The organism is Denitrificimonas caeni, from assembly GCF_905120345.1.
Taxonomy (GTDB): domain Bacteria; phylum Pseudomonadota; class Gammaproteobacteria; order Pseudomonadales; family Pseudomonadaceae; genus Denitrificimonas; species Denitrificimonas caeni_A.
This window is the reverse complement of record NZ_CAJHOA010000002.1, coordinates 142,240-163,581: the sequence shown is the minus strand read 5'-3', so window position 1 is coordinate 163,581 and position 21,342 is coordinate 142,240. Positions and strand designations below refer to the sequence as shown.

At 49.7% G+C, this 21,342-nt stretch carries 22 protein-coding genes and 1 tRNA gene; 16 read left to right on the top strand and 7 right to left on the bottom strand.

What is annotated here, in order from left to right:
• Positions 1-292 precede the first annotated feature (292 nt).
• From glp (JYJ62_RS04400) to mobA, 5 genes are read right to left on the bottom strand one after another with little or no spacing between them, the layout of a single operon-like run.
• The gene (gene glp, locus JYJ62_RS04400; protein ID WP_205340990.1) at positions 293-1,522 is read right to left on the bottom strand and encodes a gephyrin-like molybdotransferase Glp; all 1,230 of its coding nucleotides are present in this window, start codon (positions 1,520-1,522) and stop codon (positions 293-295) included.
• Complete coding sequence (locus JYJ62_RS04395) at positions 1,522-1,992, bottom strand: molybdenum cofactor biosynthesis protein MoaE (RefSeq protein ID WP_205340989.1); 471 nt, start codon at positions 1,990-1,992, stop codon at positions 1,522-1,524. The genes glp (JYJ62_RS04400) and JYJ62_RS04395 overlap by 1 nt, the downstream gene beginning before the upstream one ends.
• A gap of 5 nt (positions 1,993-1,997) precedes the next feature.
• A complete protein-coding gene (locus tag JYJ62_RS04390) occupies positions 1,998-2,249 on the bottom strand; it encodes a MoaD/ThiS family protein (RefSeq protein ID WP_420042817.1) in 252 nt (83 codons plus the stop codon).
• Positions 2,246-2,734, bottom strand: a complete 489-nt coding sequence (gene moaC / locus JYJ62_RS04385; RefSeq protein WP_205340988.1) for a cyclic pyranopterin monophosphate synthase MoaC — start codon at positions 2,732-2,734, stop codon at positions 2,246-2,248. The genes JYJ62_RS04390 and moaC overlap by 4 nt, the downstream gene beginning before the upstream one ends.
• Positions 2,728-3,330: a molybdenum cofactor guanylyltransferase MobA gene (gene mobA, locus JYJ62_RS04380; protein ID WP_205340987.1), complete on the bottom strand. Its 603-nt coding sequence runs from the start codon at positions 3,328-3,330 to the stop codon at positions 2,728-2,730. The genes moaC and mobA overlap by 7 nt, the downstream gene beginning before the upstream one ends.
• A 67-nt stretch (positions 3,331-3,397) precedes the next feature.
• Here mobA and moaB point away from each other — a divergent pair, with 67 nt between their 5' ends.
• The 9 genes from moaB (at position 3,398) to JYJ62_RS04335 (ending at position 12,104) form a co-directional block, all read left to right on the top strand.
• Positions 3,398-3,934 (top strand): molybdenum cofactor biosynthesis protein B, encoded by a 537-nt coding sequence (gene moaB / locus JYJ62_RS04375; RefSeq protein WP_205340986.1) that lies wholly within the window; start codon positions 3,398-3,400, stop codon positions 3,932-3,934.
• Positions 3,935-5,134 carry a gephyrin-like molybdotransferase Glp gene (gene glp, locus JYJ62_RS04370; protein WP_205340985.1) on the top strand — a complete coding sequence of 400 codons (1,200 nt, stop codon included), beginning with the start codon at positions 3,935-3,937 and terminating at the stop codon, positions 5,132-5,134.
• Positions 5,135-5,246: 112 nt separating this feature from the next.
• On the top strand, positions 5,247-6,002 hold the full coding sequence (gene modA / locus JYJ62_RS04365) for a molybdate ABC transporter substrate-binding protein (RefSeq protein ID WP_232365713.1): 756 nt from the start codon (positions 5,247-5,249) through the stop codon (positions 6,000-6,002).
• Between the two features lie 15 nt (positions 6,003-6,017).
• On the top strand, positions 6,018-6,695 hold the full coding sequence (gene modB, locus JYJ62_RS04360) for a molybdate ABC transporter permease subunit (RefSeq protein ID WP_205340984.1): 678 nt from the start codon (positions 6,018-6,020) through the stop codon (positions 6,693-6,695).
• Between the two features lie 4 nt (positions 6,696-6,699).
• Positions 6,700-7,407, top strand: coding sequence for a sulfate/molybdate ABC transporter ATP-binding protein (locus JYJ62_RS04355; RefSeq protein ID WP_205340983.1), 708 nt, complete (start codon positions 6,700-6,702; stop codon positions 7,405-7,407).
• A gap of 117 nt (positions 7,408-7,524) precedes the next feature.
• Entirely contained in the window at positions 7,525-9,015 is a 1,491-nt protein-coding gene (gene putP / locus JYJ62_RS04350) for a sodium/proline symporter PutP (RefSeq protein WP_205340982.1), read from the top strand.
• A gap of 48 nt (positions 9,016-9,063) precedes the next feature.
• Complete coding sequence (locus tag JYJ62_RS04345; RefSeq protein WP_205340981.1) at positions 9,064-9,840, top strand: sulfite exporter TauE/SafE family protein; 777 nt, start codon at positions 9,064-9,066, stop codon at positions 9,838-9,840.
• Between the two features lie 166 nt (positions 9,841-10,006).
• On the top strand, positions 10,007-10,405 hold the full coding sequence (locus tag JYJ62_RS04340; protein ID WP_205340980.1) for a hypothetical protein: 399 nt from the start codon (positions 10,007-10,009) through the stop codon (positions 10,403-10,405).
• A 382-nt stretch (positions 10,406-10,787) separates the two neighbouring features.
• On the top strand, positions 10,788-12,104 hold the full coding sequence (locus tag JYJ62_RS04335) for a methyl-accepting chemotaxis protein (protein ID WP_205340979.1): 1,317 nt from the start codon (positions 10,788-10,790) through the stop codon (positions 12,102-12,104).
• Between the two features lie 71 nt (positions 12,105-12,175).
• On the opposite strand, the gene JYJ62_RS04330 is transcribed toward JYJ62_RS04335, so the two are convergent.
• Positions 12,176-12,262 (bottom strand) — tRNA-Leu (locus JYJ62_RS04330).
• A 195-nt stretch (positions 12,263-12,457) separates the two neighbouring features.
• Here JYJ62_RS04330 and rnr point away from each other — a divergent pair.
• The 7 genes from rnr to dnaB all read left to right on the top strand — a co-directional run bounded on the left by rnr (position 12,458) and on the right by dnaB (position 19,441).
• Entirely contained in the window at positions 12,458-14,929 is a 2,472-nt protein-coding gene (gene rnr, locus JYJ62_RS04325; protein WP_205340978.1) for a ribonuclease R, read from the top strand.
• On the top strand, positions 14,922-15,671 hold the full coding sequence (rlmB, locus tag JYJ62_RS04320; RefSeq protein WP_205340977.1) for a 23S rRNA (guanosine(2251)-2'-O)-methyltransferase RlmB: 750 nt from the start codon (positions 14,922-14,924) through the stop codon (positions 15,669-15,671). The genes rnr and rlmB overlap by 8 nt, the downstream gene beginning before the upstream one ends.
• A 175-nt stretch (positions 15,672-15,846) precedes the next feature.
• Positions 15,847-16,266 (top strand): 30S ribosomal protein S6, encoded by a 420-nt coding sequence (rpsF, locus tag JYJ62_RS04315; RefSeq protein ID WP_205340976.1) that lies wholly within the window; start codon positions 15,847-15,849, stop codon positions 16,264-16,266.
• 28 nt (positions 16,267-16,294) lie between these two features.
• Entirely contained in the window at positions 16,295-16,525 is a 231-nt protein-coding gene (gene rpsR / locus JYJ62_RS04310) for a 30S ribosomal protein S18 (protein WP_022965127.1), read from the top strand.
• Positions 16,526-16,561: 36 nt separating this feature from the next.
• Positions 16,562-17,455 (top strand): hypothetical protein, encoded by an 894-nt coding sequence (locus JYJ62_RS04305; RefSeq protein WP_205340975.1) that lies wholly within the window; start codon positions 16,562-16,564, stop codon positions 17,453-17,455.
• 21 nt (positions 17,456-17,476) lie between these two features.
• A complete protein-coding gene (gene rplI, locus JYJ62_RS04300; RefSeq protein ID WP_205340974.1) occupies positions 17,477-17,923 on the top strand; it encodes a 50S ribosomal protein L9 in 447 nt (148 codons plus the stop codon).
• A gap of 123 nt (positions 17,924-18,046) precedes the next feature.
• On the top strand, positions 18,047-19,441 hold the full coding sequence (gene dnaB / locus JYJ62_RS04295; protein WP_205340973.1) for a replicative DNA helicase: 1,395 nt from the start codon (positions 18,047-18,049) through the stop codon (positions 19,439-19,441).
• Between the two features lie 85 nt (positions 19,442-19,526).
• Here dnaB and dsbD read toward each other — a convergent pair whose 3' ends face one another.
• Positions 19,527-21,314 (bottom strand): protein-disulfide reductase DsbD, encoded by a 1,788-nt coding sequence (gene dsbD, locus JYJ62_RS04290; protein WP_205340972.1) that lies wholly within the window; start codon positions 21,312-21,314, stop codon positions 19,527-19,529.
• Positions 21,315-21,342 lie beyond the last annotated feature (28 nt).

Genomic DNA, 21,342 nt, shown 5'->3' with positions numbered 1-21,342 from the left:
CTGGCTTTTTAGCAAACCCTTTCGCTCAGTTCTGCGGTCAGACGTTCTCTAACTTTATGTAAAAGGAGAGTCAGTAGCTACTAAAATCGCAATATTACAAATTATATAGCGCTAAGCATTGTCTCTGCTGCAATAAGTTTGGTCAAATCTGCAAATAGAGCTGTGAATTTCTATACCTTTCAGTGAGACCTGCTTTCAGGTACAGCGGATAGCTAGCGCGTGCGAGGTGGTGACAGTGCAGCGCTAGCCTTGCTCTGAGTTTAGCGCCGCATTGTGTGTCAGTCAGTTTTGCTTAGTTCAAAAGGCTTGAGTACGCTATAAAAGCCACGCAGTCCCCTGTTTTAATCGTCTGCTGCGGCTTAATCTCAACCAAACCATCCGCCCAGCTGGCCGCACTGAGCATGGCTGAACTTTGTTTGGGGTGAATGTCGACGTGCAGTTGGCCATTCTCTTGCAAAACCAAACGCGCATGGAGGTATTGCTGGCGTGGACGGGCTTTTTTCCAGTCAAAAAGAGCCGGGATAGATAAGCATTGTGGGCTGGCCTCTGTGACACCTTGAGCCGCTAATAATGCTGGGCGAGCAATGATTAACGAAGTGATCAGAGCGGCTGAAGGGTTGCCCGGTAAACCAATCCAGGGGGTGTTGCCGATGCAACCAAATGCCAAGGGTTTACCGGGTTGGATAGCCACGCGCCATAGGTTGAGTTGTCCTAAGGAGCTGACGGCATTTTTAATATGGTCTTCTTCACCGACTGAGACGCCACCGCTGCTAATTAATAGATCTTGCTCGCCACTCGCCTTGGCTAAGCAATCACGGGTCTGCGGTAGATCATCAGGCATTCTGGGGTAATGAGTGACTGTAAAGCCTAAGCCTTGCCAGAGGGCTGCCAAGCTGTAACTGTTGATGTCGTAGATTTGTCCAGGCTGTAGGGGTTGACCCAGCTCACACAGCTCATTACCACTGCTGATCAAACCAATGCGCAGTGGTCTGTAAACCTCAATCTCGGCATAGCCTTGGCTGGCGAGTAAGCCGATTTCTTGTGCTCGCAGTCGCGTGCCTGCTGGCAGAAGAAGCTGCCCTTGTTGGATTTCTTCAGCACGACGGCGAATATTGTCACCGGCTTTGCAGTGCTTAAACTGGACATGCCCAGCACTGACGACGCACTCTTCTTGGGCAACCACACTATCGGCGCCAGAGGGGACCGGCGCGCCCGTTAAAATATGCATACACTGGCCAGCTGGCAAGCGTTGATCGGGCAGGTCGCCGGCAGCAATACGACCGGCTAAAGGCAAACTGCTGTGTGCCTGGATAAGATCGTTAGCGCGTAAGGCATAGCCATCCATCGCGCTATTATCCCATTGCGGAACATCAATTTGGGCAAAGACAGGTCGTGCCAAAACACGCTGATGAGCGGCTTGTAGCGCGAGTGTTTGCGTTGCGGTTTGTACCTTGAGCGTGTCCTTTAAAGCATTAATCGCCTGCTCAATACTGTGCATGATGCCTTGCTCGCAAACTGACATTAGACAGTATCCTTTTCTGGTGTATTCCAGCGGGCGGCTGCCTGTTGGTCACTATCACGGCCTTCGACCCAATGTGAGCCGCTGCTCGTTTGTTCTTTTTTCCAAAACGGTGCACGGGTTTTTAGGTAGTCCATAATAAACTCACAGGCGGCAAAGGCCGCCTCACGGTGCATGCTGGACGTGGCGACAAATACAATGGGTTCAGCCAATGAGAGCGGGCCGACACGATGTAAAATATGTGCATCGATAAGTGGCCAACGCTGCATGGCTTCAGCGCGGATTTTAGTGAGGGCTTTTTCAGTCACCCCTGGATAGTGTTCAAGAAAGAGTTGTTCGATGCTCGCATCTTGATTGATGTCACGCACATAACCGACAAAACTGACCACCGCGCCCACGCCTAGATCACCCGCGTGCACCGCATTGAGTTCAGCGCCTGGATCAAACGGCGCGCTTTGCACACGAATGCTCATGCTCATTAACCTCCTGTAACCATAGGAAAAAATGCCAGTTCATCACCGGCTTGCAGCGGCTCTTGTAACGAGCAGACGTCTTGGTTGCGCGCGCACATGATGCGAGGATCACTTAACACCGACCATACGCCGCCACGGGCAATTAAAAACTGACGGACATGGTCAATGTTGTGCCATTCGTTTTGCCACGCGAGTTGTTCTGACTCGCAGCCCAATTCTTCACGATAACGGGCCAGAAATTGCACGGTCAGCATCATAGGTCTCCATTGCTCAGGTTGTCTTTTTGGTAATGGCCAGATTTGCCGCCTCGTTTTTCTAAAAGCTGCACACGCTCAATCGTCATACCACGATCAACCGCTTTGCACATATCGTAGATAGTTAAAGCGGCAAGGCTCGCCGCGGTTAAAGCTTCCATCTCAACACCGGTTTGCCCTGCCAGTTTACAGGTTGCGGTGATATGCACTTGATCGGGCTCATGAGCGGTTAAATGTACTTTAATACTGGTCAGCAGTAGCGGGTGGCACAAGGGGATCAGCTCATGGGTACGCTTGGCGGCTTGAATACCAGCAATCCGTGCGACCGCAAAGACATCGCCTTTAGGGTGCTGACCGTCGGCAATCATCGCCAAAGTACTGGGCAGCATACGCACCCAAGCTTCTGCGGTGGCTTCGCGCTGGGTATTGGCTTTATCGGTGACGTCGACCATATTGGCGCGCCCCTGCTCATCAAGGTGAGTCAGCATAGTGTTTCCTTTATTAAGAGCGGTTGTTGCAAGACGCTGGGGTCATTGAAATTAGCCAAGCGTTGCTCATGATCAGGGCAGTCAATGACCACAGGGTTTAATTTTAACAAAGCGTGTTTAGGGCTACGCTCACCAGCATCCCACAAATCTTGCAAATTCTTCAGCTGTGCACAGGGAATAAGACTGAAGAGTGGCTGCCAATGGCCTTTATGTTGCAACAGTACTGGGTATTCGCCAGCGTGCTGATAGAGCTGAGTTAATAGCGCTTGATCAATACGTGGCGCATCACAAGGGAGTACCAGCAAGTAGGGATGACGTGCGACCTCTAGGGCGCTGAGGATACCGGCTAAAGGTCCGGCAAAATCAAGATTAGTATCGCTGACGATTTGGTCGGCCAAACGCTGGTAGCGCTGATGGTTACGATTGCAGGAGATAATTAAATCATCGGTCAGGGGCCGCACAACATGCTGCATGTGTTCAATCAATGCCTGACCCTGCCAATTCACCCAGCCTTTATCTTGACCGCCCATACGTTGCCCACGACCACCGGCCAGCAAGACAATTGAACAGTTGGACAATAAGGGGTATTTAGCCATACAAAACTCATTTGCTTGCGTATTTTGTGGTATATCTTGGCATAAATTTACCAACATAGGACATCGTATGAGCCACGTTAGCAGTCAATTTGTTCCTTTAAATGTCGCTGTATTAACTGTCAGTGACACACGTACAGCTGAAACCGACACGTCCGGACAATACTTATTTGATCAATTGATCAGTGCCGGTCATAGCGTTGTTGAACGTTTGATTCTCAAGGATAACCTATATCAAATCCGTGCGCAGGTGGCGAACTGGATTGCCAGTGATACTATTCAGGTTGTTTTGATTACCGGTGGCACAGGCTTTACCGAGCGCGATAGTACCCCCGAAGCTGTCAGTTGCTTGTTTGATCGGACTGTTGAAGGCTTTGGCGAGTTATTTCGACAGATTTCATACACCGAAATAGGTTCTTCGACAATTCAGTCTAGAGCCTTAGCAGGTTTATCCAATAACACCCTGATTTGCTGTATGCCGGGATCGACCAATGCCTGTCGTACGGCGTGGCAAGGCATTTTGTCAGACCAGTTGGATGCGACCCATAAGCCTTGTAACTTTGTAGCGCACTTGGGACAGAAAACGGCTTGCACAGGACGCAGTTAAATGAGCTTATTGAATGTCGATGCTGCGCTGCAGATCCTGCTGGAGCAGGCGCAGTCGGCAGCGTGCCTAGACAGCGAAGATGTGACGTTAGATGTTGCCCATAATCGCGTCTTAGCTGAGCCGTTACAGGCTCAGTTTGCGATGCCGCCATGGCCCAACAGCTCGATGGATGGTTATGCGCTACGCAGTGCTGAGGTAGAGGCGGGGCAGGTGTTGCCGGTCAGTCAGAAAATCTTTGCCGGTCATACGCCACAGCCGCTGGCGCTCGGAACCTGTGCACGTATTTTTACCGGAGCACCACTCCCTGAAGGCGCGGATGCGGTAGAAATGCAAGAAAACACGCAAGTGCTAGAGAATGGTTCTGTGCGCTTCTTGCAAGCGGTGCCTAGTGCTAAGTTTGTCCGACCTAAAGGTCAAGAAGCACTGCCTGGCGATGAAATGTTGCCAGTCGGTATTCGCTTAGGGCCGATCGAGTTAGCGATGGCGGCGTCCTTGGGTTGTGCGAAAGTGAAAGTGCGTCGACGACTGCGAGTTGCGGTGCTTTCTACCGGTGATGAACTGATTGAGCCGGGTCAGCCGCTGGCGTTGGGGCAGATTTATAACAGTAATCGCACCATGCTCTCACAGTGTTTGCAACGCTTGGGCTGCACCGTGGTGGATATGGGTATTTTGCCTGATGACGCAGAGCAAACGCGTCAGCGCTTAGAACAATTACACGACGTAGATTTATTGATCAGCAGCGGCGGTGTGTCAGTCGGCGAAGCAGACTATCTTGGCCAAATTCTTCGTGAAGAGGGCCAGCTTGAGTTTTGGAAATTGGCGCTTAAACCTGGTAAACCACTGACGTTTGGTCGTTACAAAGACACGCCTGTGATTGGCTTGCCGGGTAATCCAACCTCAAGTTTAGTGACTTTCGTGATGCTGGCGCGCCCTTATATTTTAAAGCGGATGGGCGTTGTTGATACAGCGGTGCAGAGTTTTAATGTGCCGGTTAATTTTGCCATGCCAGTCGCCGGTGTACGGCGTGAGTTTGTGCGCGTCTGGTTGGTGGATGGCCGGGCTGAAAAATATGACAATCAATGCTCAGGTATATTACGCAGCGCCGCACAAGCACATGGCTTATTAGAAATCCCTGAAAATACCACTTGCGTCGAGGGGCAATACTTACGTTACTGGCCTTTTTCGAGCCTGCTTAATTAGCATCCTCATCGCGAGTCGGGGGTTGCTGCAGACTTAAGGTTTAGCTATTAAAATCAGTTATAAAGCGCTATAGTTTTCTGTATATAACGCTATTAACTGTATAGGGTGCATTATGTTGAAAATGGCTTTGAAGAACCTAGTGACTGTGGCAGTACTTACGACCTCAATCAGCGTCTTTTCGGCTGAGGTGACCGTGTCGGCTGCCGCCAGCTTGACCAATGCTTTTAAGGATATAGCGCTAAACTTTGAGGCTGAATATCCTGAGCATAAAGTACTGCTTAACTTTGCCGGCTCGGGTGAGTTGCTCCAGCAAATTGCCAAGGGTGCTCCAGTTGATGTGTTTGCTTCAGCAGACCAAGAAACCATGGATAAAGCGCAGACTCAAGGTCTGCTCAATGAGGCCAGTCGCAAAGATTTTGTGCGTAACACTTTAGTGGTGATTACCCCAGTCGACAGTACGCTAGAGTTAAAAGCAGTAGAGGACTTACAGCAAACAGCCTTGCAGCGTCTGGCGATCAGTAATCCGGAAAGCGTGCCGGTCGGGCGATACAGCAAGCAAGCGTTGCTAGATAGCAATTTATGGGCTGTGCTGGCTGATAAAATGATTAACACGCAAAACGTCCGTCAATCATTAGATTATGTCGCGCGTGATGAGGTCGATGCCGGCTTTGTTTACGCCACTGATGCTGCGATTATGGCGGATAAAGTCAAAGTGCAGTTTACTGTTCCGTTAAACATTGTCGTCAGTTATCCGATTGCGGTCACTGCCGAAGGCAGCGCAAAAGCGGTCAGCCAACAATTTATTGATTTTGTTCTTAATCAGCAAAGCCAAGCGGTGCTTAAGGGCTATGGTTTTAGTCAGCCTTAAGAGGCACTGCCGATAATGGATGCGGTTTGGATTGCCTTGAGCCTGTCACTTAAAGTGGCAGGTTGGGCGACGGTTTTGAATATTGTGCTGGGCATTAGCGTCGGCTATTTTTTAGCGCGTACACGTTTCTTTGGTCGTGACTTACTGGATACCTTACTGACTTTGCCGATGGTGATGCCGCCAACGGTATTGGGTTACTACTTACTGGTCTTAGTCGGACGTAGAAGCGCCTTTGGTTCATGGTTGTACGAGAGCTTTGGCATCAATCTGATTTTTACCTGGCAGGGGGCCGTCATTGCCGCAACAGTTGTCGCTTTTCCATTGGTGTTTAAGCCGGCGCGTGCTGCTTTTGAATCGGTCGATGCCGAGTTAGAGCAAGCTGCACGTGTGCTGGGAGTGTCGGAGATTAGTATTTTCTTTCGAGTCACTTTACCACTGGCTTGGCGCGGTATTTTGGCAGGTGTTTTGCTGGCTTTTGCGCGAGCTCTGGGTGAGTTCGGGGCAACTTTAATGGTGGCTGGCAGTATTCCAGGGAAAACCCAAACGCTATCGATTGCGGTGTATGAAGCAGTGCAGGCCGGTAAGGATGACACCGCCAATATGTTGGTGCTGATCACCTCAGTGGTCTGTGTTGTGGTGTTATTAACGGCCAGCCGCTTAGCCCCAGGGCGCGTGGCTGAGCGGAGAAGGTAAGCGCATGTTATTGGATTTAGATATCAGCAAAACCATGCGTTCAGGTCAGCGTGAGTTTCACCTGCAGCTAAATTATGTTTCACACGGCAATCGTCTAGTGATTCTTGGGCCCTCTGGGTCTGGTAAGAGTTTGCTGCTGCAGATGATCGCTGGCTTGCTGACGCCCGACAGTGGCTATTTAAAACTGGCAGGACGCACCTTGTTTGATCAGCAGCAAGGGATCAACTTAACGGCGCAGCAACGCCAAGTGGCTTTTTTATTTCAAAACTATGCTTTGTTTCCGCATCTGAACGTACGCCAGAATATTGCCTTTGGCTTACGCCGTGGCCTGTTTAATCCGCGCCCGCAAATGGCCAGTGAGACTGTCGATTATTGGTTGGAAAATTTTGGCTTAGAATCGGTGCAAGAGCAAAAGCCGCATGAGCTTTCTGGTGGGCAACGTCAGCGCACTGCTTTAGCTCGCGCTTTGGTGACTCAGCCGCGAGCCTTATTGTTGGATGAGCCTTTTTCTGCATTGGATCCTGATTTGCGTATTCATATGCGTAAAGAACTGCGTGAATTACAAGAGCGTTTGGCCGTGCCACTGATTTTAATTACTCACGATGTGGATGATGTAAAGGCTTTTTCCGATGAGACCCTGTGCTTAAAAGACGGACATATTGACTGCGCTCGACAGCAGATTATTCAGTCATCACTCGCGCCTCTGCCATAATCAGCTTTAACACGTTAAACTGCGCCTTTTTATTTTATAACTAAGTGAAGCCGCTGCATAACCTTGCTGTTTAAAGGCAAATATTGTGCGGTATGGCGCATACTGAGGGCGGTTTTTATGGGTGTATCAACACCAACACTGGTGACATTTGCAGTCTACATCGCAGTAATGTTGGGCATTGGCCTCTGGGCTTGGCGTTCCACTAAGAACTTTTCTGACTATATTTTAGGTGGCCGCAGTCTGGGTAGCTTTGTTACCGCAATGTCAGCGGGTGCGTCAGATATGAGTGGCTGGTTGTTGATGGGGTTACCCGGTGCGATTTTTGTTGCCGGTCTATCCGAGAGCTGGATTGCCATTGGTTTGGTCATTGGTGCGTGGATTAACTGGTTATTTGTCGCCGGTCGTCTGCGCGTACACACTGAATACAATAATAATGCCTTAACCTTGCCGGATTACTTTACCCATCGCTTTGAAGATAACAGCCGTCTTTTGCGGATTATTTCAGCCGCGATTATTTTGCTGTTCTTCACCCTGTATTGCGCCTCAGGTGTGGTCGCTGCAGCACGCTTATTTGAAAGCACCTTTGCTTTGGATTATGACGTTGCGCTATGGGTTGGTGCGGCGGCAACCGTTTTGTATGTGTTTATTGGTGGCTTCTTGGCGGTGAGTTGGACCGATACCGTGCAGGCGACCTTGATGATTTTTGCACTGCTGATTACGCCGATCTTTGTGATTCTGGCGCTGGGTGATATGGGTGCGGCACTGGAGACGATTGAGCGGGTTAATCCGGCTGCCTTTAATATGTTCCATGGCTTATCGTTTATGGCAATTATCTCGTTACTGGGTTGGGGCTTAGGTTACTTTGGTCAGCCGCATATCCTCGTGCGCTTTATGGCAGCAAAATCATCGGCGAGTATTCCGAATGCACGCCGGATCAGTATCGCGTGGATGATTCTCACCTTAGGCGGTGCGGTGGCAGTGGGTTTCTTTGGTATAGCCTATTTTGCTCAGCATCCAGAGCTGGCCAGTGCGGTGGAGGGTAATAGCGAGCGAGTGTTTATGGAGTTGGCTAAGTTATTGTTTAATCCATGGGTCGCTGGGGTTATTTTGGCCGGTGTCTTGGCTGCAGTGATGAGTACCTTAAGCTGTCAGTTGTTGGTGAGTTCCAGTGCCATTACTGAAGATTTTTATAAAGGTTTTCTGCGTAAAAATGCTTCGCAGCAAGAGTTGGTTTGGGTGGGGCGCTCAATGGTATTGTTGATCGCGTTATTGGCGATTTATTTAGCTTCAGATCAGAACAGTAAAGTATTGGATCTGGTGTCCTATGCATGGGCAGGCTTTGGCGCTGCGTTTGGGCCTGTGGTCTTGCTTTCGGTAACGTGGCGCGGAATGACACGCAATGGTGCGCTGGCTGGTATGTTGGTCGGTGCCTTTACTGTGGTGCTGTGGAAGCAATACAGTGGCATTGATTTGTATGAAATCATTCCCGGCTTCGTTTTTGCCACGCTAGCGATTTATTGGGTCAGTATCTTGGGTAAGGGCCCCAGTACAGCGATGATCACACGTTTTGCTGAGGCCGATAAGGCTTTTCACAACGATAAACACTAAGGCGCCTGCTGAAGAGTTGATGGTGTAGGTGATAGCGAGGAGTGGTTGATGGAGGCGGTGCTCGAGTGGTTTGTGCCGGCTGGGCTGCCCGTTTGGGCGGTACTGGTGTTGATTGCCATGGCCGCTCTGACGTCGGCGATGACTGCGGCACTGGGGATTGGCGGTGGTGTGTTGCTGCTGGCAATTCTCAGTATGCTGCTGCCTGCCGCGGCAGTGATTCCGTTACATGGCTTGGTGCAGCTGGGCTCGAATGCGAACCGTGCGGTTTTTACTGCGCCGCATATCCGTTGGTCTTCTTTGTATTGGTTTGCCCCAGGTGTCTTGGTTGGCGCGCTATTAGCCAGTGTTTTGCTGATAGAGCTGCCGTCTTGGTTGCTGCAGTTGAGTATTGCTGGATTTATTCTCTTGCTGTGCTGGGGGCCGCCGGTGCCGCAAGTCGCCACGCGCGCGTTAGGTACTTTTGTGGCGGCGATAATCACCACCTTATTAAGTCATTTTGTGGGTGCCACTGGGCCGTTGGTGGCTGCGTTTATTAAACGGCAACAGCAGGGCGATCGACAAGCGACAGTAGCAACCTTTGCCGCAGCGATGACGCTGCAGCATGCACCGAAAGCCTTGGTGTATAGCGCCGCAGGTTTTGTCTTTCATGAATGGCTCGGACTGGCTTTAGCGATGGTACTGGCGGGTGTAGTCGGGACTAAGCTGGGCCTTAAGGTACTGCTGAAAACGTCAGATCAGCGTTTTGCGCAGATATTTAATATTTTGTTGACGCTCTTGGCACTGCGTTTAATCTGGCAGGCATTGAACTCATGGTCTGCGTTATAGCATAGCTGATACGCCAGTGATTAACGGATAGAGCATGTGTTTCATAAGTATGCCCGTTATACTGCGCAGCGGTTTGTCTTAACGGCTCTAAAGGACCGCACGGATGATTTTGTGCTGAACTTTGGCGTGTCAGCGCCAACCATTTATTTCTTAAAGGATGCAACTCTTGGCCATTTCTCTTGAATCACTGCTGTGGAGCTGTGCAACACTGGTTTATATTTTTCTCGCCGGTGCTTTACTCTTAACCCTGTTTGCCAACAAGCCTGATAGGCGCATTGCTCGTCCTTGGCTGAGCATGCTGCAAGTAACAGGTATTTCTGGCATCGTCTTTCTGCTAGCGTCGGTACCCAGTTATGTGGCCCGCGTGGTTAACCCAGACATATTGCCCTTTATTATGCCGTACGTGGCTGCGCTGTTTGCTGTGAGCTTTATTGTCTTTATTTTGCAGCTTGAGTCCAAACGCAGCGGTTGGTATCAGGCCGCGGTGTCGCTGTGGTTGGCAGCGTTGATCAGCGCTGCATTTATTGTTGCGCAGCTGATCGTGCGGGCTGTGTTTGCGAATTGATGGCAGCTGCGCAGACACTTGACTGTAGCGAATAACATCTGGCTACGCTGCTGTGGTAGTTCGGCTACGCCATACAGTAAGGTTTGTCACGGTTGAGCATGCTCTTGGCCGGCGTTACGTCCGTGCTCGGGTTGCGGTAGTCTTTTAGCAAATATCCCTTCTGTCATACTGTGTTTTTATTGATACCTTTAAGGCATAGCTATGCCTGCGGGATCAGTGTGTCGGGCTTTTGTCGTTGAGTTAGCATCATCGTCTTATGCGGCCTGTGGCTATCTTTTTTATTGCCTTCGTTTTACTATGTATAATTATATGTACAGTATTTTGCACAGGTTTATGTATAGCTAAAGCGGGCTGTATTCTCAAAACTGTGCTGCGAGGTGTTATGTTCAATCAAGCGATTAAGCAAGTATTAGCCAGTTGCCAAAACAAACTGCGTCAATATGAAGAAAAATATAGTGCTATTGATAAAGCTGCCGCGCTTATCGAGTTCAAGCCGGATGGCACAATTTTGTTTGCTAATGCTAATTTTCTAGCAGTAACAGGCTATCGTTTGGCGGAAATTACCGAGAAAAATCATCGCATGTTTTGCCAGCCCAGTGATCTTGCCAGTCACGCGTATAAAAGTTTTTGGGCGCGTTTGGCTGCAGGTGAATGTATTCAAGGTCGGTTTTTACGCCTCGATAAAAACCAACAAGAGATTTGGCTCGAAGCCAGTTACAACCCCATTCGAGATGAGCAGGGTAATGTCACCAGTGTGCTCAAGCTCGCAACCAATGTGACCCAGCAGGTGCGTTCAGAGTTGGCTGAGCGCAGCATTATTGCAGCACTTAATCGCTCTATGGCGGTCATTGAGTTTACGCTTGCGGGTGAGATCATCAGCGCCAACGATAATTTTTTAAACACCATGGGCTATCGTCTTGATGAGATTAAAGGCAAGCATCATCGTATGCTTTGCCGTACACAATATACGCAGTCAAATGATTACCAGCAGTTTTGGCAGCGTCTCAATAAAGGTGAGTTCTTCACTGGACGTTATATTCGTTTGCACAGATCGGGACGCATAATGTGGCTGCATGCCACATATAACCCTGTTTTTGACGAGCAAGGTCGACTGGTTAAAATTATTAAGTTTGCTAGCGATATCACCGCTCAAGTTGAACAGCAGCAGGCTGAGTTGCAAGCTGCGTTACTGGCGTATGATATCTCGGAAAAAACCAATACTGATGCACAGAACGGTGCGCAAATCGTCCATAGTACTGCTGAAGTTGTGCAGGGTATTGCAGGTGAGTTGAGTGAGGCGGCGCAGAGTATTGTAGCGGTCAGTCAGCAGTCGGAACATATCAGAAAGATTGTGCAAACCATTAAGGCGATTGCCGATCAAACCAATCTACTGGCCTTAAATGCTGCTATCGAAGCGGCGCGTGCTGGAGAGCAAGGCCGCGGCTTTGCCGTGGTTGCCGATGAGGTTCGCAATCTGGCTGGGCGTACCGCGCAAGCCACTCTGGAAATTGTTGATGTGGTACAGAGAAATCACGAGTTGGCACAAGCGGCGGTGACGAATATGCAGGCCAGCCGCGTCAAGGTAGAGCAAGGTGTGCAGTTGGCCAATCAAGCGGGCGAAGCCATTGCTGAAATACGTGAGGGTGCGATGCAAGTTGTCGCAGCAGTGCGCGGGTTGCGTAATACACTTGGTCAGTGAGTAGGCATTAAAAAACCCGCCTAAGCGGGTTTTAAAGTCAGCAAACAATCAATTATTTACTGCTATATAAATGGTGCCCAGAAGAAGACTCGAACTTCCACGCCCTTGCGAGCACTAGCACCTGAAGCTAGCGTGTCTACCAATTCCACCACCTGGGCACTGAAAACACCACAACATCTTTGTTTTCATGGTACAACGTGCATAACGCAACGTTGTGGTCGCGAACTATACGGCCGATAAAAGATCTTGTAAACCCCTTTACACTAAAAAATCTGGTAAATTAGTGGGTGTGTACGGTGACCTGAACAATTATTCTCGGCACCATCTATTTTTATAAGTAAGGTGAATTCAATTTGACAGCCGATTGGCAATCCCTCGATCCAGAGGCCGCTCGCGAAGCGGAAAAATACGACAATCCAATTCCTAGCCGAGAGCTGATTTTACATCACTTGGCTGAGCGCGGTGCGCCTGCAGCCCGTGAGCAACTCGCGGCGGAATTTGGTCTAACGACAGAAGAAGATATTGAAGCGTTACGTCGCCGTTTGCGTGCGATGGAGCGTGATGCGCAAGTAGTGTATACCCGTCGTGGTGCCTATGCGCCGGTGGATAAGCTGGACTTAGTGGTGGGCCGCGTCAGTGGTCACCGCGATGGTTTTGGTTTTTTAATCCCGGATGATGGCGGCGATGATTTGTTTTTAAGCCCGACGCAGATGCGTTTGGTGTTTGATGGTGATCGTGCCTTAGCCCGCGTGGTGGGTTTTGATAAGCGTGGTCGCCGTGAAGGTTCGATTGCGGAAGTGGTCGTGCGTGCCCATGAGTCGATTGTCGGCCGCTATAACGAAGAAAATGGTATTGGTTTTGTCCTGCCTGACAACAAGAAAATGCAGCAGGAAGTGCTGATCAGTCCCGGTCGTGCCAATGGTGCGCAGATTGGTCAGTTGGTGGAAGTGGCAATTACCCACTGGCCCACCGCGCGTTTTCAGGCGCAAGGCAATATCGTAGAAGTGCTGGGTGAATATATGGCACCAGGTATGGAAATTGAGGTGGCACTGCGTAATTACGATATTCCGCATGTCTGGCCCGATGCAGTCCTTAAAGAAGCGAAGCGTTTTAAAGCTGAAGTCGAAGAAAAAGACAAAGAGAAGCGGGTTGATCTCCGTCATTTGCCTTTTGTCACCATTGACGGTGCTGATGCGCGTGACTTTGATGATGCGGTCTATTGTGAACCACGCAGTGCCGCTGCCAATCAAACGGTTGCCGGTGGCTGGCGTTTGCTTGTGGCGATCGCTGACGTTTCCCACTATGTCAAAGTTGATTCTGCATTAGATGCTGAAGCGATGTTGCGTGGTAACTCAGTGTACTTCCCGGAGCGGGTGATTCCGATGCTGCCGGAGGAGTTATCCAATGGTTTGTGCTCGCTAAATCCGCATGTTGATCGTTTAGCGATGGTCTGCGAGATTTCCTTAGCGCGCTCTGGAAAAATCAGTGGTTATCAGTTTTACGAAGCAGTGATTCAGTCACATGCGCGTTTAACTTACGATACCGTCAGTGCCATGCTAGAGCGTCCACGCAGTGCTGAGGGTAAGCAGTTTTTAACGGAGTACGCAGACGTTGCGCCGCACGTTAAAGAATTGTATGCCGTTTATAAAGCTCTGCAAAAGCAGCGCCAAACACGCGGTGCGATTGATTTTGAAACCCGTGAAACGCATATTGTTTTTGGCGAAGATCGTAAAATTGCTGAGATTCTGCCGACTGAGCGCAATGATGCACACAAGTTGATTGAAGAATGCATGCTGTGTGCCAACGTGGCGATGGCGAGCTTTCTGCAAGATCACGATATGCCCGGTTTGTACCGTGTGCATGATGGTCCGCCGGCAGAAAAATTAGAAAAACTGCGTGGTTTTTTAACCGAACTGGGTTTGACCTTGAATCGCGGCAAAGGCGATCCGACCCCTAAAGACTACTTGGCTTTACTGGAAACAGTGCGTGAGCGGGCTGACTTTCAGTTGATCCAGACCGTGATGCTGCGTTCTTTAAGTCAAGCAGTGTATAGCCCTGATAATAACGGCCACTTTGGTCTCAATTACGAAGCCTATACCCACTTTACTTCGCCGATTCGTCGTTATGCTGACTTACTCAATCACCGCGCGGTGCGCAGTGTGATCCGTTCGCGTAAAGAAACCGAGCACGTACAGCGTGTCGGTGCCACCAGCATGCCGAAGGCGCGTATTTATCCCTATGATTTGCCACGTTTAGAGCAGATCGGCGTGGAAGTCTCGTTAACAGAGCGTCGTGCGGATGAAGCCACGCGTGATGTGGTGACTTGGCTCAAATGTGAGTTTATGTTGGATCGGGTTGGCGATACCTTTGCTGGTGTAGTGACTGCGGTGACCGGTTTTGGTTTGTTTGTTGAGCTGACAGATATCTATGTTGAAGGCTTAGTGCACGTGACTGCCTTGCCCGGCGATTACTATCATTTTGATCCATTGCATCACCGTTTAAGTGGTGAGCGCAGCGGTCGTAGCTTCCGCCTTGGCGATAGCGTTGAAGTGATAGTGGCACGGGTTGATTTGGATGAGCGCAAAATTGACTTTGAAATGAGTCAGATTGGCGCAAACACCGATAAGCGCCCCGTATCTGCACCGAGAGCGAAAGGTGGTAAAAGCGCTGCTAAGCCAGTAGCGGGCGGCAAAAAACCTGCAGCCACTGCTAAGCCAGCTGCTAAAGGTAAAAGCGCCGATGCAGCAGAAAAAAGCAAAGCTAAAAGTAAAAGCCGCAAGCGTAAAGTAGTCAGTAAGTCGACCAAGGCAGGGCATTATGAGTGATTTAGAAAACGTTTATGGTGTCCATGCGGTTGAAGCATTACTGCGTTATCACCCTAAGCGTGTTAAACAATTGATTTTGGCCGATGGTCGCAGCGATGATCCGCGCGTTCAAGTCTTGCGAGACCTCGCGGATGAGGCGCGCGTGCAAAGTAATACCATCACGCGCCGTGAGATGGATGAGCAGGTTGATGGCGTCCACCAAGGTGTGTTGGCCAAAGTCAGCCCCAGCCAAATCTGGGGCGAGCAGATGCTCGATGAGCTATTGGATCGCTTGGACGTTCCGCCGTTGCTCTTGGTCTTGGATGGCGTGACTGACCCGCATAACCTCGGTGCATGCCTGCGTACTGCCGATGCTGCCGGAGTGCATGCGGTGATTATCCCTAAAGATAAATCAGCCACGCTTAACTCGACAGTGCGTAAAGTGGCGTGTGGGGCTGCTGAAGTGGTGCCGTTGGTTGCCGTCACTAACCTGGCGCGAGCGCTCGAGAAGTTGCGTCAAAAAGGTTTGTGGGTGGTTGGTACTGATGGTGACGCAGAGAAAACCTTGTATCAGCAAGATATGACCGGCCCGCTAATCGTGGTGATGGGCGCTGAAGGGAAGGGTATGCGCCGTCTGACGCGCGAGCATTGTGACTTTTTAGTGAACTTACCGATGCAAGGCAGCGTCAGCAGCCTCAACGTTTCAGTGGCCACGGGTGTGTGTTTGTTTGAAGCACAGCGTCAGCGTTTAGCTGCGAAATAAGTATGATTTAAGCTAAATGAGCCTTTTCTCAGACTTACCTTGCTTAGCAGGGCGCGCTTCTTTAGAATACGCGCCTTGTATTGCGTGTACTACCCATGTAGTTAGTCAGTACAAATTTTATCAACTCCTTGTCTGACCGCATGGTGCGGCAGGCTACAACCCGTAAGGAGCATCTATGCGTCATTACGAAATAGTGTTCTTGGTCCACCCGGACCAAAGCGAACAAGTCGGCGGTATGGTTGAGCGTTATACCAAACTGATCGAAGAAGATGGTGGTCAAGTTCATCGTCAAGAAGACTGGGGCCGTCGTCAATTAGCCTACGCAATTGATGATATCCATAAAGCTCACTACATTTTGCTCAACGTTGAGTGCAGCAGCAAAGCTTTAGCAGAACTGGAAGACAGTTTCCGCTATAACGATGCGGTATTGCGCAACTTGATCATCCGTCGCGATGAAGCGGTTACTGAACAGTCTGAGATGTTGAAGGCTGAAGAGAACCGTAACGAGCGTCGTGAGCGTCGTGAACGTCCTGAAACTGCCGAAGGCGCCGATGAAGATGGCGACGACGACAGCGACAACGATGTTGATGAGTAATCCTAGAGCTAATTGAGGAGCCACTGTCATGGCACGTTTTTTCCGCCGTCGTAAGTTCTGCCGTTTCACCGCTGAAGATGTAAAAGAAATCGATTACAAAGATTTAAATACATTGAAAGCATACGTATCAGAAACTGGCAAGATTGTACCGAGCCGTATTACTGGCACTAAAGCTAAGTATCAGCGCCAATTGTCAACCGCAATCAAACGCGCGCGCTTTTTAGCTCTGCTGCCATACACCGACAGTCATAACAATTGATTTTTGGCTGTACCAGATAAATGGATAGGTTAGCGCATGCGTAAACTCGCTGAATTTATTATGCGTGGACGTATGCAAGCCATTGTAGTGGTGGCTTTAGCATCTGCTGTGCCAATGATGTTTTGGTTGAGCGCTGCTGCAGTAAGTTTAGTGTTATTAAGACGCGGCCTAACCGATGCACTGAGTGTAATCGTTTGGGCATTGTTACCCGCTATTGTATGGGCCTTTTTTGATGATCCACGCCCCCTTTTAGGGTTGCTTGGTACATTAGGTATGGCACAGCTGTTACGAGTGACGGGGTCTTGGTCAAAAACCTTGCTAGCAAGTGTTTTGATCGCAGTATTTTTTGCATGGGTGTTGGGTGTGGCATTTGCACAACCCCTCGCGGATTTAGCGTTAGAGCTGAATTCGATAATGCCGAAAATGCTGGCTGAGCTTTACGAACAGCTCTCTGCTGAAGATCGGTTGTTATTACAAAGCTTGATAGTTCCGGTGTTAACCGGCTTGATGGCCGCAGTATTGCAGATTTTATGCGTACTCAGTGTGATTCTTGCGCGGTATTGGCAAGCAGCTTTATATAACCCTGGTGGGTTTGCGCAAGAGTTTCAAGCATTGCGTATACCGCCAGTGATAGTGTTCCCCCTAGTGTTTGGTATGTTGTTTGCGTCAAGCCTCGGGATACAAGCTGTTATGTTGACACCATTGTGCAGTGTACCGCTGTTGTTCGCAGGCTTAGCTGTTGTACACGGATTGATCGCTAAATACCGTTCAGGTAATTTTTGGTTGATCGGTTTGTATATCGGTATGGTGCTGTTTACGCAGTTGATTTATCCGTTTTTAGTGGTACTGGCTATCATTGATAGTATTTTTGATTTTCGTGGCTTACGGTCTCAAAAAAATGATTCCGATGCTGCGAACGGTGAACGTTGAAATTCAAGAGGTGAGACTCAAATGGAAGTCATCCTGCTAGAAAAAGTCGCAAACCTGGGCGACCTGGGCGACAAAGTAAATGTTAAGTCCGGTTACGGTCGTAACTTTTTACTACCGCAAGGTAAAGCAACAGCTGCAACTGCAGCTAATATTGCAACCTTTGAAGCGCGTCGTGCAGAACTTGAAAAAGTTGCTGCTGAAAAGCGTTCAGATGCAGAAGCACGTGCTGTTCAATTGTCTGAGTTAGAAGTGACTATCACTGCTAACACTGGCGAAGAAGGCAAACTGTTCGGTTCTATCGGTACCCACGATATTGCTGACGCACTGACTGCTTCAGGTGTTGCGATTAACAAAAGCGAAATCCGCTTGCCATACGGCACTATTCGTCAAACTGGCGAATACGATGTTACTGTGCATTTGCACTCTGACGTCGAAGCTACAGTCAAATTGATTGTGGTTGCAGGCTAAGCGTCTATCGGTTAACTGTCGTTAACTGATGGTACAAAAGGCACGTTATCTGTATAGATGCGTGCCTTTTGTTGTTTAATAGCCTGATCGATAGTCAGTCTTGGCAACAAATTGGTGTATTGCATGAGCGAGTTAGACGTCCCCCAACAGTATGATTTAGAAACCAGCGCGTTAAAGTTACCACCGCATTCGGTGGAAGCTGAGCAGTCCGTGCTGGGCGGCTTGATGCTGGATAATAATGCCTGGGAGCGAGTGCTTGATCAGGTCTCTGATGGCGATTTTTATCGACACGATCACCGCTTAATTTTCCGCGCGATTGCCCGCTTAGCCGAGCGCAATGCGCCCTTTGATGTGGTGACCTTATCTGAGCAGCTTGATCAAGAAGGGCAGCTCAGCCAAGTAGGAGGCTTGGCTTACCTCGGTGAGCTGGCAAAAAACACCCCGTCAGTCGCTAATATTAAAGCGTACGCGCAGATCATCCGTGAGCGTGCGACGTTACGCCAGCTGATCAGTATCAGTAATGATATTGCCGATAGCGCTTATGCGCCACAAGGCAAAACCGGCAGTGAGATTCTTGACGAAGCTGAGCGTAAGATTTTCCAAATCGCCGAAGCGCGTCCCAAAAGCGGTGGTCCGGTTGGTCTAAATGACTTGCTGGCCAATGTGATTGATACCATTGATACCCTGTTTAATAGTGATAATGCCATCACTGGTATTTCCACCGGCTTTACCGATCTGGATGAAAAAACCAGCGGTTTACAACCGTCCGATTTAATTATCGTGGCCGGGCGTCCATCGATGGGTAAAACCACCTTTGCGATGAACTTAGTTGAAAACGCCTTGATGCGCTCCGATAAAGCGATTTTAGTCTATTCGCTAGAGATGCCGGCCGAATCCCTAGTGATGCGGATGCTGTCCTCGTTGGGTCGGATTGACCAAACTAAAGTACGTTCGGGTCGTCTCGATGAAGATGATTGGCCGCGCCTAACCTCTGCCGTTAATTTGCTGCAAGAGCGTAAACTGTTTATTGACGACTCGGCCGGTATCAGCCCCTCCGATATGCGCGCGCGCACCCGTCGTTTAGCCCGTGAGCACGGTGAAATTGGCTTAATTATGGTCGACTACTTGCAGCTGATGCAGATTGGCGGCAGTGCGGGTGAAAACCGTACCAATGAGATTTCTGAGATTTCCCGCTCGCTAAAGGCCTTGGCTAAAGAATTTAACTGTCCAGTGGTCGCGCTATCGCAGCTCAACCGCTCGCTGGAGCAACGTCCAAACAAACGCCCGATTAACTCTGACTTGCGTGAGTCAGGTGCTATTGAGCAAGATGCTGACGTGATTATGTTTGTCTACCGTGATGAGGTCTATCATCCCGAAACGGAATACAAGGGTGTTGCCGAAGTGATTATTGGTAAGCAGCGTAACGGCCCGATTGGTACCGTGCGTTTAGCGTTCCAAGGTAAGTACACGCGCTTTGATAATCTGGCGCCAGGCAGCTACCAGTTTGATGATGACTGATAAATAAGCCACGAACGGATAACGCCAATCCTAACCTGTGTTGCTCGGCTTGGCGTTTTTTTTGGCAGGTGATAAAACCGTATAATTAACGTAGCGCGGCAGCTTGATTAAGACGCTCAATAAATTCCGGCGCAGTAATCTCACCCACCACGCGCAGCTGCTCTAATTCAGCACCATCTTCGGTGAAAAACTGAATCACTGGCGGGCCAAACAATTTAAATTGATTGAGCAGCGCGCGATGCTCTGGGGTGTTTTCGGTAATATCTAAACGCAGTAAACGGTAGTTGCCTTGCGCAAATAACTCGCGCACTTGTGGCTGCTCTAAGACATTGCGCTCAATAATTTTGCAGCTGATACACCAATCGGCATACCAATCCAAGATCAGCGGCTGGCCTGCTTGCTTGGCCTCTTCTTGTTGACTGCGCAACGCTGCAACTGCGCTGACGGTGATCCAAGCTGAAGATGCGCTGGTTGGGTTGTTAGCGACAGCGCTGGGGCTATTGCTGGGTGCCATGCTACTGAGGTTATAGCCCTGTGCTAGCGGCTGTAGGGGATTGCTTTGCCCCTGTAATGCACCAACCCATGCCGATAAGGCGTAGACCAATAAAGCCAAGCCTACTAATTGCCCCATTTTTTGCGCGGTTGACTTAGCGCTAAACTCTAAAGTGCCTAATTGAATGGCAACGCCAGCCGCCAGTGCGCCCCACAGCATTAAAGTGATAGCGGCGGGCAGTACGCGATCGAGTAACCACAGCGCCACAGCCAAGAGCAGCACACCAAAAGCATTGCGCACAGTGACCATCCATGCGCCTGATTTAGGCAGAATAGAACCACCGCCCGTGGCAAAGAGCACCAGCGGAGCGCCCATACCTAGGCCAAGAGCTAAGAGCTTTAAACCACCGCCCCAAGCATCGCCACTGGCACTGATATAGAGCAACGCTGCTGCCAAAGGCGCTGATACACAGGGTGACACCAAGAGACTGGAAAACACGCCTAGCAACGCCGCACCCAGCAGCGAACCACCGCTGGTTTTACCTGATAATTTATTTAGTGGGCCACTGATAAACTGCGGTAAGCGCATTTCAAATAAGCCAAACATCGCTAAAGAAAAGAAGGCAAAAAACGCAGCAAAAGGTATCAGCACCCAAGGCGACTGTAAGCGTGCTTGAATATTCAGTTCAGCACCAAACACACCCATTAATGCGCCCAGCACGGCAAAGCACAGTGCCATCGATAGCACGTAGACGCTAGATAAGGCAAAGCCGCGCGTACCACCAATCTTTCCGCGCAGTACCACGCCGGTTAAAATGGGCAGCATCGGCAGTACGCAAGGGGTAAAGGTTAAGCCTAGACCGGCCAGAAAAAATAATGCCACTTCTTGCCACGTCCAGCTTGAAGTGCTGGCTGCGACGGCGCTATTGAGGTCGAAAGAGTGTGTTTCCGGTGGGTAACAGAGGCCTTGATCGGCACAGCCTTGATAGCCAACATCTAAGGTGTAAGGCAAATTATCGGGGTTGTTGACCGGCAAAGTAACATCGAGGCTGCCGTAGTAGGCTTCAATCTCGCCAAAAAACTCATCACTGCGTTCTTCACCTTTGGGCAGTTGGGCTTCGCCAAAGGTCACGCCGGGAGACTCAGTGCTAAAACTTAAACGGTGACGGTATAAATAGTAACCGTCGGCATTACTAAAGCGAATCGCCACAGTGTTATCGGCATTTTCAATGGCTTGTACCTGGAATGCTTGTTCAACCGGCAAAAAATCAGCGCTATTATTAAAGATTGCTGCGCCAGTCGTGCTGCTTGACTGACTAAAGAGGTTGGCATAGGCCGGGGTGTGCAGAAAAAATAACAAGGCAATAAGCAAAATGCGCATAACGGACTCACTGTATTTAATGGGCACT

Coding starts and splice junctions, on each gene's coding strand:
- glp (WP_205340990.1), bottom strand. CDS start 1,522: ATGTCAGTTTGCGAGCAAGGCATCATGCACAGTATTGAGCAGGCGATT.
- JYJ62_RS04395 (WP_205340989.1), bottom strand. CDS start 1,992: ATGAGCATTCGTGTGCAAAGCGCGCCGTTTGATCCAGGCGCTGAACTC.
- JYJ62_RS04390 (WP_420042817.1), bottom strand. CDS start 2,249: ATGATGCTGACCGTGCAATTTCTGGCCCGTTATCGTGAAGAATTGGGC.
- moaC (WP_205340988.1), bottom strand. CDS start 2,734: ATGCTGACTCACCTTGATGAGCAGGGGCGCGCCAATATGGTCGACGTC.
- mobA (WP_205340987.1), bottom strand. CDS start 3,330: ATGGCTAAATACCCCTTATTGTCCAACTGTTCAATTGTCTTGCTGGCC.
- moaB (WP_205340986.1), top strand. CDS start 3,398: ATGAGCCACGTTAGCAGTCAATTTGTTCCTTTAAATGTCGCTGTATTA.
- glp (WP_205340985.1), top strand. CDS start 3,935: ATGAGCTTATTGAATGTCGATGCTGCGCTGCAGATCCTGCTGGAGCAG.
- modA (WP_232365713.1), top strand. CDS start 5,247: ATGTTGAAAATGGCTTTGAAGAACCTAGTGACTGTGGCAGTACTTACG.
- modB (WP_205340984.1), top strand. CDS start 6,018: ATGGATGCGGTTTGGATTGCCTTGAGCCTGTCACTTAAAGTGGCAGGT.
- JYJ62_RS04355 (WP_205340983.1), top strand. CDS start 6,700: ATGTTATTGGATTTAGATATCAGCAAAACCATGCGTTCAGGTCAGCGT.
- putP (WP_205340982.1), top strand. CDS start 7,525: ATGGGTGTATCAACACCAACACTGGTGACATTTGCAGTCTACATCGCA.
- JYJ62_RS04345 (WP_205340981.1), top strand. CDS start 9,064: ATGGAGGCGGTGCTCGAGTGGTTTGTGCCGGCTGGGCTGCCCGTTTGG.
- JYJ62_RS04335 (WP_205340979.1), top strand. CDS start 10,788: ATGTTCAATCAAGCGATTAAGCAAGTATTAGCCAGTTGCCAAAACAAA.
- rlmB (WP_205340977.1), top strand. CDS start 14,922: ATGAGTGATTTAGAAAACGTTTATGGTGTCCATGCGGTTGAAGCATTA.
- rpsF (WP_205340976.1), top strand. CDS start 15,847: ATGCGTCATTACGAAATAGTGTTCTTGGTCCACCCGGACCAAAGCGAA.
- rpsR (WP_022965127.1), top strand. CDS start 16,295: ATGGCACGTTTTTTCCGCCGTCGTAAGTTCTGCCGTTTCACCGCTGAA.
- JYJ62_RS04305 (WP_205340975.1), top strand. CDS start 16,562: ATGCGTAAACTCGCTGAATTTATTATGCGTGGACGTATGCAAGCCATT.
- rplI (WP_205340974.1), top strand. CDS start 17,477: ATGGAAGTCATCCTGCTAGAAAAAGTCGCAAACCTGGGCGACCTGGGC.
- dnaB (WP_205340973.1), top strand. CDS start 18,047: ATGAGCGAGTTAGACGTCCCCCAACAGTATGATTTAGAAACCAGCGCG.
- dsbD (WP_205340972.1), bottom strand. CDS start 21,314: ATGCGCATTTTGCTTATTGCCTTGTTATTTTTTCTGCACACCCCGGCC.